At 69.5% G+C, this 12,029-nt stretch carries 12 protein-coding genes; 3 read left to right on the top strand and 9 right to left on the bottom strand.

Annotation, left to right across the window (positions count from 1 at the left end; all coding sequences use genetic code 11):
* Positions 1-22 precede the first annotated feature (22 nt).
* Positions 23-793, top strand: coding sequence for an IclR family transcriptional regulator domain-containing protein (locus ACFPZ3_RS55330; protein ID WP_379522506.1), 771 nt, complete (start codon positions 23-25; stop codon positions 791-793).
* Between the two features lie 87 nt (positions 794-880).
* On the opposite strand, the gene ACFPZ3_RS55325 is transcribed toward ACFPZ3_RS55330, so the two are convergent.
* The 4 genes from ACFPZ3_RS55325 to purN all read right to left on the bottom strand — a co-directional run bounded on the left by ACFPZ3_RS55325 (position 881) and on the right by purN (position 4,379).
* Complete coding sequence (locus ACFPZ3_RS55325) at positions 881-1,732, bottom strand: bifunctional methylenetetrahydrofolate dehydrogenase/methenyltetrahydrofolate cyclohydrolase (RefSeq protein WP_379522505.1); 852 nt, start codon at positions 1,730-1,732, stop codon at positions 881-883.
* Between the two features lie 155 nt (positions 1,733-1,887).
* The gene (locus tag ACFPZ3_RS55320; RefSeq protein WP_379522504.1) at positions 1,888-2,079 is read right to left on the bottom strand and encodes a hypothetical protein; all 192 of its coding nucleotides are present in this window, start codon (positions 2,077-2,079) and stop codon (positions 1,888-1,890) included.
* Positions 2,080-2,199: 120 nt separating this feature from the next.
* Positions 2,200-3,753 carry a bifunctional phosphoribosylaminoimidazolecarboxamide formyltransferase/IMP cyclohydrolase gene (purH, locus tag ACFPZ3_RS55315; RefSeq protein ID WP_379522503.1) on the bottom strand — a complete coding sequence of 518 codons (1,554 nt, stop codon included), beginning with the start codon at positions 3,751-3,753 and terminating at the stop codon, positions 2,200-2,202.
* The gene (purN, locus tag ACFPZ3_RS55310) at positions 3,750-4,379 is read right to left on the bottom strand and encodes a phosphoribosylglycinamide formyltransferase (protein WP_379522502.1); all 630 of its coding nucleotides are present in this window, start codon (positions 4,377-4,379) and stop codon (positions 3,750-3,752) included. Before purN ends, purH begins: the two co-directional genes overlap by 4 nt.
* Before the next feature lie 75 nt (positions 4,380-4,454).
* On the opposite strand from purN, the gene ACFPZ3_RS55305 reads away from it, so the two are divergent.
* Positions 4,455-4,874, top strand: a complete 420-nt coding sequence (locus ACFPZ3_RS55305; protein ID WP_379522501.1) for a hypothetical protein — start codon at positions 4,455-4,457, stop codon at positions 4,872-4,874.
* Between the two features lie 5 nt (positions 4,875-4,879).
* Here ACFPZ3_RS55305 and ACFPZ3_RS55300 read toward each other — a convergent pair whose 3' ends face one another.
* The 3 genes from ACFPZ3_RS55300 to sucC form a co-directional block, all read right to left on the bottom strand.
* Complete coding sequence (locus ACFPZ3_RS55300; protein ID WP_379522500.1) at positions 4,880-6,520, bottom strand: cell division protein PerM; 1,641 nt, start codon at positions 6,518-6,520, stop codon at positions 4,880-4,882.
* Positions 6,521-6,994: 474 nt separating this feature from the next.
* The gene (gene sucD / locus ACFPZ3_RS55295; protein ID WP_379522499.1) at positions 6,995-7,870 is read right to left on the bottom strand and encodes a succinate--CoA ligase subunit alpha; all 876 of its coding nucleotides are present in this window, start codon (positions 7,868-7,870) and stop codon (positions 6,995-6,997) included.
* 3 nt (positions 7,871-7,873) lie between these two features.
* Positions 7,874-9,055 carry an ADP-forming succinate--CoA ligase subunit beta gene (gene sucC, locus ACFPZ3_RS55290; RefSeq protein WP_379522498.1) on the bottom strand — a complete coding sequence of 394 codons (1,182 nt, stop codon included), beginning with the start codon at positions 9,053-9,055 and terminating at the stop codon, positions 7,874-7,876.
* 351 nt (positions 9,056-9,406) lie between these two features.
* Between sucC and ACFPZ3_RS55285 the strand changes: the two genes are divergently transcribed.
* Positions 9,407-10,198 carry a hypothetical protein gene (locus ACFPZ3_RS55285; RefSeq protein ID WP_379522497.1) on the top strand — a complete coding sequence of 264 codons (792 nt, stop codon included), beginning with the start codon at positions 9,407-9,409 and terminating at the stop codon, positions 10,196-10,198.
* Between the two features lie 41 nt (positions 10,199-10,239).
* Here the strand turns inward: ACFPZ3_RS55285 and ACFPZ3_RS55280 are convergent, their stop codons facing one another.
* Together ACFPZ3_RS55280 and galE are read right to left on the bottom strand one after the other, a co-directional pair.
* Positions 10,240-10,476: a VOC family protein gene (locus ACFPZ3_RS55280; RefSeq protein ID WP_379522496.1), complete on the bottom strand. Its 237-nt coding sequence runs from the start codon at positions 10,474-10,476 to the stop codon at positions 10,240-10,242.
* 232 nt (positions 10,477-10,708) lie between these two features.
* A complete protein-coding gene (gene galE / locus ACFPZ3_RS55275; RefSeq protein WP_379522495.1) occupies positions 10,709-11,686 on the bottom strand; it encodes a UDP-glucose 4-epimerase GalE in 978 nt (325 codons plus the stop codon).
* Positions 11,687-12,029 lie beyond the last annotated feature (343 nt).

Here is a 12,029-nt window from a genome sequence, read left to right as displayed (position 1 = left end):
GCTCCTGTCAAGGGGGATCAGCATGGTCGATCATGTGCAGTCGCTGGCCCGCGGGCTCGCGGTGATCCGCGCCTTCAGCGCCGCCGAGCCCGAGCTGACGCTCAGCCAGGTGGCCCGCGCGACCGGGCTCAGCAGGGCGGCGGCCAGGCGGTTCCTGATCACGCTCGGGGATCTCGGCTACGTACGCAGCGACGGGCGGTTGTTCGCGCTCACGCCGCGGGTGCTCGAACTGGGCTACGCCTACCTGTCCAGCCTCTCCCTGCCCGAGGTCGCCGACCCGCACCTCGAACGGCTGGCCGCCGAGGTGCGCGAGTCGGCCTCGGTCGCGGTGCTCGACGGGGAGGACGTGGTGTACGTGGCGCGGGTGGCCACGGCCCGGATCATGCGCGTGACGATCAACATCGGGACCCGGTTCCCCGCCCACTGCACGTCCATGGGGCGGGTGCTGCTGGCCTCGATGTCGCCCGATTCGCTGGAGGCCTACTTTTCGCAGGCTTCGCTGCGGCGGCTCACCTCGCGCACGATCGTGTTGCCCGCCGCATTGCGGGCGGAGCTGGACGAGGTGCGGGGGCGGGGGTGGGCGATGGTGGACCAGGAGCTGGAGGAGGGGTTGCGGTCCATCGCCGCGCCCATCCGGGATCGTACGGGGCGGGTGGTGGCGGCGGTGAACGTCTCGACGCATGCCAGTCGTACGACCTTGCAGGCTGTGCGCCGTGACCTGCTGCCGCCGCTGCTGGCCACGGCCGCCAAGATCGAGGCCGACCTCTCCTCGCTGAGCCCCGCCCGCGTCTGACCCCTCGGAAGAGCCGGGCCGCCTCTCCGTCGTACGGCGGCGGCCGTTCTCGCGAAGTCCTTACCCGAAGCCGTTCTCGCGAAGTCGTTATCCGAGACGGCGCTCGGCGGCCTCCACGACGTTCGACAGGAGCAGGGCGCGGGTCATGGGGCCGACGCCGCCCGGGTTGGGCGTGAGGTGTCCGGCGACCTCCTCCACGTCCAGGGCCACATCTCCCGCGATCTTGCCGTTGACCCGGGAGACACCCACGTCGAGCACGGCCGCGCCCGGCTTGACCATGTCACGCTTGATGAGCTCGGGCACCCCGGCCGCCGCAACGACGATGTCGGCCTGGCGCACGTGAGAGGCCAGATCCTGGGTGCCGGTGTGGCAGAGGGTCACGGTGGCGTTCTCGCTGCGGCGGGTCAGCAGCAGGCCCAGCGAACGGCCCACCGTGATGCCGCGCCCCACCACGACCACCTCGGCGCCCTTGATCGGCACGCCGTATTCCCGCAGGAGCAGCACAATGCCGTGCGGGGTGCAGGGCAGCGGCGCGTCGACCATGTGCACGAGCCGGCCGAGGTTGACCGGGTGCAGCCCGTCGGCGTCCTTGGCCGGGTCGATGCGTTCGAGCAGGGCCATCGTGTCGAGGTGCTTGGGCAGCGGGAGCTGGACGATGTAGCCGGTGCAGGCAGGGGAGGCGTTGAGCTCGTCGATGGCCGCCTCGACGTCGGGCTGGGTGGCGGTCGCGGGCAGATCGACGCGGATGGAGGCGATGCCGACCTCGGCGCAGTCGCGGTGCTTGCCGGCCACGTAGATCTGGCTGCCGGGATCCTCGCCCACGAGCACGGTGCCCAGGCCGGGGGTGATGCCTCGTTCCTTGAGCACGGCCACCCGCTTGGTGAGGTCTGCCTTGATCTTGGCGGCGGTCGCCTTGCCATCGAGTTTCACTGCGCTCATGGCGTCAATCCTTCCATGCCCGGCTCGCTCCTCCACACCGGACCACTCCGGGGCGCGGCCTTCATCACCGCTGGACGGAAGTTATCCACACGCTCCAGGCAGCAGGCCCCAAGTTATCCACAGCCCAGTGATGACATCGTTGTCATCGGTCGAGATCATTCCCGTTCTGCGGCCTGCTCGGCGGCCTGGGCCTCGCGGCGTTCGATGATGCGGCGGGTGAAGGGGATGACCTCTACGACGCGGCTGCCGAGATAGGCGCCGATGAAGGCGAGGACCAGGAGGACGAAAGGACTGGTGGCCAGGCCGTTCATGGTGACGAATGCGTGCAGGACCGCGTCAAGCGCCATGGGGGAACTCCGGGGGACGGGAGAGTCGGGGAGGAGTTCAGGCTAGCGGGAGTTGATGGGTGGTCGCTGCGAAATGGGATAAAGGGCGACATTAGTGATCATGTCGCCCTTTATGTTCCGTCAGTGGAAGAAGTGGCGGGTGCCGGTGAAGTAGAGGGTGATTCCGGCCTTCTCGGCGGCCTCGATGACCAGGTCGTCCCTGATCGAGCCCCCAGGCTCCACGATCGCCCGCACGCCGGCCTCCGCCAGCACCTCCAGCCCGTCGGGGAACGGGAAGAAGGCGTCCGAGGCCGCCACCGACCCCGCGACCCGCTCCCCCGCCCTGGTGACGGCGAGGCGGCAGGAGTCGACCCGGTTGACCTGGCCCATGCCCACGCCCACCGTCGCCCCGCCACTGGCCAGGAGGATGGCGTTGGACTTCACCGAGCGGCAGGCGCGCCAGGCGAACTCCAGGTCCGCCAGCAGCTCCGCCGAGGCGGGCTCGCCGGTCTTGAGCTCCCACTGCGCGGCGGCGTCGCCGGGCGCGTCCACGCGGTCCACGGTCTGGACGAGGAGGCCGCCGTCGATCTTGCGGAACTCCGTGGGCGAGGAGGGGCCTTCGGCGCAGGACAGCAGGCGCAGGCTCTTCTTGCCGCGCAGCACCTCCAGCGCCTCGGCGTCGTAGGCGGGGGCGATGACCACCTCGGTGAACACGTCGAAGATCTGCCTGGCCAGCTCGGCCGTGACCGTGCGGTTGACGGCGATCACGCCGCCGTAGGCCGACACCGGGTCGCACGCGTGGGCCTTGCGGTGCGCGTCGGCCACGTCGGCGCCGACGGCGATGCCGCACGGGTTCTGGTGCTTGATGATGGCCACGCACGGCTCGGCGAAGTCCCAGGCCGCCCGCCAGGCGGCGTCGGCGTCGAGGTAGTTGTTGTACGACATCTCCTTGCCGTGCAACTGCTCGGCGTTGGCCAGCCCGCCGGGCCCGGCCGTGCCGCCGCCGGTGTAGAGGGCGGCGCGCTGGTGGGGGTTCTCGCCGTAGCGCAGGGTGGCCTTGCGCTGGTAGGCCGACCCGGTGAACTCGGGGAACTCATCCCCGCTCACGTACGTGCCCGCGAACCAGTTCGCCACGGCCACGTCGTAGGAGGCCGTGTGCGCGTACGCGATGCCCGCCAGCCGCCTGCGCTCGGTCAGCGTGAAACCGTCCTCGGACAGCGCGCTGAGCACGTCGCCGTAGAAGGCGGGGTCGACCACGACCGCGCAGGTGTTGTGGTTCTTGGCGGCGCCCCTGATCATGGCCGGGCCGCCGATGTCGACCTGCTCGACGCACTCCTCGTCGGAGGCCCCGGAGGCCACCGTCTCCTGGAACGGATACAGGTTCACCACGACGAGCTGGAACGGGTCGATCTCCAGCTCCTCGAGCTGGGCCACGTGGTGGGGCTTGGTGACGTCGGCCAGCAGCCCGGCGTGCACGCGCGGGTGCAACGTCTTGACCCGCCCGTCGAGGCACTCCGGGAACCCGGTGAGCTGCTCCACCTTCGTCACCGCGATCCCGTAGGACGAGATCGCGGCGGCCGTGCCGCCGGTCGAGACGATCTCCACCCCGGCATCGTCGAGGGCTCTGGCCAGCTCCTCAAGCCCGGACTTGTCGTAAACAGCGATCAACGCGCGCCGGATGGCGATGCGAGTCACGTGGATTCCCCTCTTGTGTCGTTGCCGATGCGGACGCTACGTCCGCTGACCGTCCAGCCTTCGCGAACCATCCGGCCGACGGTCTCGACGAGCAGGCGGCGTTCGACCGTCTTGATGCGCTCGTGCAGAACCTTTTCGTCGTCGCCCGCGAGCACGGGCACCGCCTGCTGGGCCACGATCGGCCCCGAGTCGACGCCCTGGTCGGCCAGTATCACCGTGCAGCCGGTCACCTTGACCCCGTGGGCCAGCGCGTCGCGCACGCCGTGGGCGCCGGGGAAGGACGGCAGCAGCGCCGGATGGGTGTTCAGCAGGGGGAAGGCGTCGAGCGTCGGCGTACCCAAAATTTTCATGAAGCCCGCGGAGACGACAAGATCGGGCTCGTACGCTGCGATCCGGGCCGCGATGGCGGTATCCCAATCAGCTCGCGTCGCATAATCGCCCAATTTTTCAACAAAAGTCGGGATGTCTGCCCTCGTCGCCCGGGAGAGTCCTTCGATGCCAGCCCTGTCGGCGCCGACCGCGACCACGCGAGCGCCGTACGACGGATCGGCGGAAGCGTCCAGCAGGGCCTGTAGGTTGGTTCCAGAGCCGGAGACGAGGACGACGAGCCGCCCAGCCTTAGACACACGCACTCCAAAAGAGGAAACAGGGTGGGGGTCACAGGGTATCTGTTCATCGCCCGGCGACGCAGAGGAGGTCAGGTGTCGACACCGGTGAAGGCACCGGCAGGCCAGCAGCCCGCGGAGTCCGCGGGCCGCCGAGCGATCTGGTTGTCCATCGCAGCGCTGGCCATGACGTTCATGTTGCCGCTGGCCGGCCTGGTCATGGCGCTGTTCGCGCTGATGGCAGGGATCCGGGCGCTGCCCCTGCTGAGGGCCGAGAGCAGGCCCACGGGCGTGGCGGTGGGCGGCATCACGGTCTCCTCGCTCGCGCTCGCCCTCTCCGCCCTGGCCACGGGGATGCAGCTCTACCTCATGGACGAATACTCCGCCTACCAGGAGTGCATGAAGGGCGCCGGCACGGTGTCGTCGCAGGGTGAGTGCTTCACCCAGTTCAGGGACGCGGCAGAACGCAAGCTCCCGGCCGACGTGCTGGAGATGCTCGGCGCCATGCAGCCCTAGTTCCTCTAGTCGCGGTCCCAGGCATACGGGTCGACGTAGATGACGTGGCCGCCGCGGTCGTCCGACTCGTCCACGATGTCCGTGCGGGGCGGCCTGGCGGCGGCCTCCGGGCTCGATTCCGACGTGCGCGGGCGGGCCTGAGCCAGGGTCTCCGCCTCCGCCGACGCGTGCTCGTCCTGCCAGTCGTCCCTGATGACCGGAATCTCCTGGGTGTCGGCCTCCGTGGCGTCCATCCAGTGGCCGGGCAGCGGGCGCGGGTCCGACTCGGCCAGGCCGACCTTGCTCGCCGCCTTGGCGATCGCGGCGCCCGCCTTGCGCACGGGAGCCGCCGCCTTGTCCAGCGGCACCCGGGCGCGCTTGTTGAGCAGCAGCAGGTTGGTCACGCCCGCCGAGATGCCCGCGGCCACGCCCACCTCCAGCGCCACCGACAGCGCCACCTCCCAGGGCGAGGGCCCCACCGTGGCCAGCCGCCCGCCGCCGATGGGCCCACCGGACAACGCCGCCAGCAGCCCGGCGACGAGCCCGGTCGAGACCCCGCTGAGGAACCCCCACAGCGGCGCCGCCTCGTAGGACGGCGACGGCGAGATCCTGGCCACCATCACGCCCGCCACGGCCCCCGCCGCGAACGGCAGCGCGATCACCGCCATCATCCACGCCGGAACAGGACCGCTCTCCGGCAACGCCCCCAGCAGCGGCAGGCTGGGCACACTGCCCAACTGCACGCCCGTGGGCGCGACCAGGGTGTCGGCGCCGATGGCGAAACCGGGGCCGGCGATGTAGGAGAAGGCCCAGACGACCGCGTTCAGCAGATAGAGAAGCTGGAGCAGCGCCAGCAGCACCCCGCCCACGAAGCCGGGCGAGAGCACGTCGGACAGCTCCTTGACCTGCCCGAAGTTCAGCACGATGGCGACCAGCACCAGCGCGAGCCCGGCCACGAGCAGCACCGCCGTGGCCATCGCGGCGCCGACCGTCAGGGCGCGCACGCGCTCGGGCAGCAGCCGCAACATCACCCGCCACGGCCCGATCATGCGCGCCGTGGCCAGCGAGCCCGCCAGGAACGCCAGCACGAAGTGGCTGAGCAGCGCCTCGCCGATGAACGGCTGCGTGACCTCGTTGCGCGTCACGAGCGCGATCAGGCCCGCCAGCAGCGCGTAGGGGGCCGCCAGCGACACCCCGGCCTGCGCCACCAGAACGAGCTGCGCCCGCCGGCGGGCCCCCGCCTGCTCCTTCGGGCTGTTCTTGGGCAGCCGGGCGGGCAGCCGCAGCCGCAGGTCGGCGTCGCGGGCCATCCACCGCCCCGCGCGGTAGAGCAGCATGGCGGGCAGGATCATCAGGCCGAGCGGCAGCAGCCCGACGCGCCCGCCGGGAATCGCGAACCCGGCGTGGTGGGCGGCCAGCCACAACTGCGCCGCCGTACGGAACACCCCGGGCAGCCCCGCTCCCAGCGCGCCGCGTGGCGCGGCGATCCACCCGACCAGAGTGAGCGTCGTGAGAGCGGCCAGACCGACGCCGAGCGTGGCGGCGGCGGCCAGCATTCCCGACACCGGCAGAGGCCGCCTCGTCTCGTCGTCGTCAGTCGACGCCCCGGGGAGCTTGCCGAGCACCGACCGGGGGGCAGTACGCAACTGGTCGAGAATCGCCGTCACCGTGTGATTTTCTCAATCTTTCCCGACCCGCGCTTGGTTGACGCGCCGCCCGGCGCCCACTTTGTGCATCCCATCGCGCCCCAACCCTTTACATTCTTTACACTTCGACGCCCCCGCCCACTCACCGTCACCCCCCACAGCTCCCCGCCCACTCACCGTAACCGGCCACAATTTCCCGCCTTACCCACCGACGTCCGCCACGGCTTCACCTGCCGCCGTCGTCTGTTGCGGCTTTCGCAGACCTACCTCACCCGCCGCTGGCCTCTCCCCCTCCATCCGTTACGGCTTCGCGGCCTTGCCCCACCCGCCGCCGTCGGCCGGCGCCTGTCCAGGGAGACGCTGTCTGACCCGATCAGTGGCGCGCCGCCGTTACGACGCCCTGCCGGCCGGGTTCCGTGGTGACATGTGGACCACCACGTCCAGGCATGCGAAAGCCCCGCGCGGGCGTACCGCACGGGGCTTTCGGGCAGGCGGCTAGCGGGCCTGCATGATTTCGCGCATGAGGCGGGCCGTCTCAGAAGGGGTCTTGCCGACGCGGACGCCGACCTTCTCCAGAGCCTCCTTCTTGGCCTGGGCGGTGCCGGCCGAGCCGGACACGATGGCGCCCGCGTGGCCCATCGTCTTGCCCTCGGGGGCGGTGAAGCCCGCGACGTACGCCACGACCGGCTTGCTGACGTGCTGCTCGATGTAGGCAGCGGCCCGCTCCTCGGCGTCTCCGCCGATCTCACCGATCATCACGATCGCGTCGGTGCCCGGGTCCTCCTGGAACGCCTGGAGGGCGTCGATGTGCGTGGTGCCGATGACCGGGTCACCGCCGATGCCCACGGCGGTCGAGAAGCCGAAGTCGCGCAGCTCGTACATGAGCTGATAGGTCAGCGTGCCGGACTTCGAGACCAGCCCGATGCGGCCGGCGGTGGTGATGTCGGCGGGGATGATGCCGGCGTTGGAGGCGCCGGGCGAGGCGATGCCGGGGCAGTTGGGCCCGATGATGCGGGTCTTGTTGCCCTTGGCCACCGCGTACGCCCAGAAGGTGGTGGAGTCGTGCACCGGCACGCCCTCGGTGATCACCACGACGAGCGGGATCTCGGCGTCGATGGCCTCGATGACCGCGTCCTTGGTGAACGCCGGCGGCACGAACACGACCGACACGTCGGCCCCGGTCTGCGCCATCGCCTCCTTGACCGTCCCGAACACGGGCAGGCCCTCGTGCGTGGTGCCGGCCTTGCGGGCGTTCACGCCGCCCACGACGCGGGCGCCGGAGGCGAGCATGCGGCGGGTGTGCTTGGTGCCCTCACCGCCGGTCATGCCCTGAACGATGATCTTGCTGTTCTCAGTCAACCAGATGGCCATGGGTCACACACCTGCCGCAGCGAGCTCGGCGGCCCGCTTGGCCGCTTCGTCCATCGTGTCTACCAGCTCGACCCGCGGGAGTGCGGCGTCGGCCAGGATCTGCCGCCCGAGCAGGGCGTTGTTGCCGTCGAGGCGGACCACCAGCGGGTGGGTCACGGCCTCGCCACGGCTCTCCAGCAGCTTGAACGCCGAGACGATGCCGTTGGCGACGGCGTCGCAGGCGGTGATGCCGCCGAAGACGTTCACGAAGATCGACTTGACGCTGGGGTCGGAGAGGATGATCTCCAGGCCCGCGGCCATGACCTCGGCAGAGGCGCCGCCGCCGATGTCGAGGAAGTTGGCGGGCGACGGCTTGCCGGGGAAGGCCTCGCCGGCGTAGGCCACGACGTCGAGGGTCGACATGACCAGGCCCGCGCCGTTGCCGATGATGCCGACGTCGCCGTCGAGCTTGACGTAGTTGAGGTCCTTCTCCTTGGCCTTGGCCTCGAGCGGGTCCTCGGCGGCCTTGTCGGCCAGGGCCTCATGGTCGGCCTGGCGGAAGGCGGCGTTCTCGTCGAGGGTGACCTTGCCGTCGAGGGCCTTCACCTGGCCGTCGGCGGACAGGATCATGGGGTTGACCTCGACGAGCGTGGCGTCCTCGTCGACGAAGCAGCACCAGAGCTTCTCGATGAGCTCGGCCGCGCCGTCGAGCGCCTTCTCCGGCAGGCCACCGGCCACCGCGATCTCGCGGCCCTTGGCGCGGTCGATGCCGGTCAGCGGGGAGACGGGCACCTTGGCGACCTTCTCCGGCGAGGTGTGGGCGACCTCTTCGATGTCCATGCCGCCGGCGGCGGAGCAGATGGCGAGGAAGGTACGGTTCGCGCGGTCGAGCAGGAAGGAGAAGTAATATTCCTCCGCGATCGCGCTGGCCTCCTCCACGAGCACCTTGTGGACCGTGTGGCCCTTGATGTCCATGCCCAGGATGGCCTCGGCCTTGGTGACGGCGTCGGCGGCGTCATCGGCCACCTTCACGCCACCGGCCTTGCCTCGGCCGCCGGTCTTGACCTGGGCCTTGACGACAACGCGGCCGGTCAGCTCTGTGGCGGCCGACCGTACCTCCTCCACGGTGTGGGCGACGATGCCGCGTGGCACCGGGATGCCGTAGTCAGCGAAGAGCTCCTTCGCTTGATGTTCGAACAGGTCCACGAGGGTCCGTCCTCTTCCATTGCGACTGTTGTTCGAAGGCCCGGGCAACTGCGCTGATGGTCGCGTCCGCTTCGCCGCTTGTCGACTTCGTTCCTCGCTGTCTCAACGGCGAGCTCCTGCGCTCAGGGGTGCGTGCCGGGCGTTTCCGCCAGTGAAGCCTAGCCCGAAGCTTGACCTGACCAGGTCATCGGGTCGCTGTTCTCCCACTATGTGACGGTGATCTCACTTCTCCAGGACGGCCTCTGCACGAAATTTGCACCGATTTTGGGTCATACAGTCCGGTTGTCGATATCCGCTTGTGATCTCCAATTGGCAGGCTGCTGCTCCCTCTTCTTTGATCAAAGGAAAACCATGAAGCGAATTCTCGCGGGCCTGGCGTTAACCACGGCCGCTGCGCTCGCGATCGGGGCGCCCGCCCAGGCCGCGCCGGTGGATCCGGTGAAGGCGCTGAAGAAGCAGTTCGTCTCGGGGCACGGGGTACGGATCTCCGAGACCTCCCGCACGGTCGCCGACGGCAAGACGCTGGCGAGTTTCAAGACCACCGGGCGCTTCGCGTTCGGCAAGTCGGGGGTCGTGGCCTCCGACATCAGGAACTCCCTTCCTGGCACCAAGTCGCTCACCCCGCCGCGGAGCATCACGATCGGCGGCCACAGCTACGTCCAGGGCGGCGCCTTCAGCGAGGACCTGCCCGAGGGCAAGAAGTGGGTGCGCTACGAGAGTCCGACGACGGGCAGCTCGTTCAACCAGGTCATCGACGTGTTCGAGCCGAAGGTGCTCAAGGCCGTCATCTCGAAGGCCAAGAGCTTCAAGGGCGGCACGTACAAGGGGTCGCTGACCTACAACGAGCTGGCCAAGGCGTACGGGACGAAGCTCGGCGGCAAGTTCGGCAAGATCAAGATCGATTACGCGCTGTCGGTCAACTCCAAGGGCCTGATCAGGGAGCTGAAGACGACCTGGGCTCTGGACTTCGGCATGCTCGGCAAGACCAGCTCGACCACCGAGACCCACTACACCGGGTGGGGCTCCACGGTCACGATCAAGGCGCCGGCCAAGAGCCAGTGGATCGACGTGAGCGACCTCGATGAGGACAGCGGAGTGCCGGAGAAGCTCTCGGAGAGCTCCATCGACTCTTTCGCCAAGTAGCGTTTTGGGCCCCCTTTCGCGTACGGCGGGAGGGGGCTTTCTCAATACCGGCGGGAAAGGCTCGGTTGCTTGCCGTAGTCGGTCAGGCCGATGACGTTGCCCCATGGATCGGGCACCTCGACCGTCCAGCCCGTGAACACCTCGAACGGCTCGATCCCCGATTCGGCGGCCACCGCGCGGGCATCGGGCACCTCCAGCCAGACGCGCATCGAGCCAGGCCGGGTGTCGTGGACCCGGACGAGCAGGCCCGGGGTCTCCTCCCCGATCGCGTACAGCACCCTCCGTCGCGAACCTCTCCGCCAGCCCCACCCCGTAGAACTCCTTCGCCCGCGCGAGATCCTCCACTCCGACCAGGAGGTTGTCGACGCCGAGGATCTTCATGGCGTCAGCCTCGGGTGGTCTGCGGCCCCTACTGCGGGGGCCCTCACCCGCCCAGACCCGCCCAGACCCGCCCAGACCCGTTCAGACCCGTTCAGGCCGGGCGATAGCCGCCAGAGCCCCCTCGCCTGGTCAGGTCAGGCGGGAGTCGCGCAGGCTCGCCCACTCCAGGGAGTGCCTGATGCCCTCGTCGATCGAGTAGCGGGCCCGCCAGTCGAGCAGGCGCTGGGCCAGGTCGCTGCGGGTGTAGGCGCCTGCCACGTCGCCGGGGCGGGCGGGGGCCTCGACGACCTCGATCGGCCGGTCCACGACCCGGTTGAACGCGTCGACCAGCTCGCGGACGGTCGTGCCCGCGCCGGTGCCCAGGTTGATCACGTCCGTGTCGAGCTCGTCGAATCGTTCCAGGGCCGCGACGTGGGCGGTGGCCAGGTCCCAGACGTGCACGTAGTCGCGGATGCCCGTGCCGTCGCTGGTCGGGTAGCCGGTGCCGGTGATCTGGAACGGGACGCGCTCCTCGTACGCCTCGATCATCTTGCCCAGGGCGTGGCTGGGGCGGCGCAGCTGCAGGCCCGTGCGCATCTTGGGGTCGGCGCCGATCGGGTTGAAGTAGCGCAAGGAGAGGATCTCGATCGGCCGGCCCGCGGCGATGTCGGCGAACATGCCCTCGCAGACCGCCTTCGTCCGCGCGTAGGGGCTCTGGGGGTCGAGCGGGGACTCCTCGGTCACCGTGTGGTCGTCGCCCGCGCGGTAGATCGACGCGGAGGAGCTGAAGATCATCCGGGTGCGGCCGTTGCGGATCAGGTGATCCACGAACTCCAGGCTCTTGGCGACGTTCGCACGGTAGTAGCCGATGGGGTCGGCCACGGAGTCGGGGACCACGATGAGCGCCGCGCAGTGAATGACGGCCTCGATATCCGGATTCTCGGCGAATATCTTGTCAATCAGCGGGCCGTCACTGATATCTCCCTCATAGAACACCCGCCCCTCGGCGAACTCCCGCCGGCCTGTCACCAGGCTGTCCAGAATCACGGGGGTTATCCCGGCGTCCAGGCAGGCCGAGGCGATCGTGCTTCCGATATAACCGGCCCCGCCGGTGATCAAAACGCGCATCCCTGCACCCTAACCATGTGCGGGTGGGTGCGTGGCTGAGGTGGCCGGGGCTGTGGATAACTCCTCCTCCTTCGCGACCGCCTGTGCCTGTACGGGGGGCGAGCGTCCGCTTCGTGCTCAGTGCGCGTGCCAGGTTCCTGCGTTGGCCGCGTACCAGGCGCTCGGGGTCGTCCGGCGTACCGGGGTGGGGGCGCGGTGCGTACCTCTCGGGGGCGTACCTCTCGGGGAGGCTCGCCCTGCGTACCGGGGAGGGGTGCGGCACGTACCGACGGAGAGTCCGGGACGTACCGAAGCGGCTTTCCCAGCACGCATCGAAGAGGCGGCCCGGCACGTACCTGGGAGA

This window comes from Nonomuraea insulae (assembly GCF_042656245.1).
This window is presented reverse-complemented; position numbering and strand designations above follow the sequence as displayed.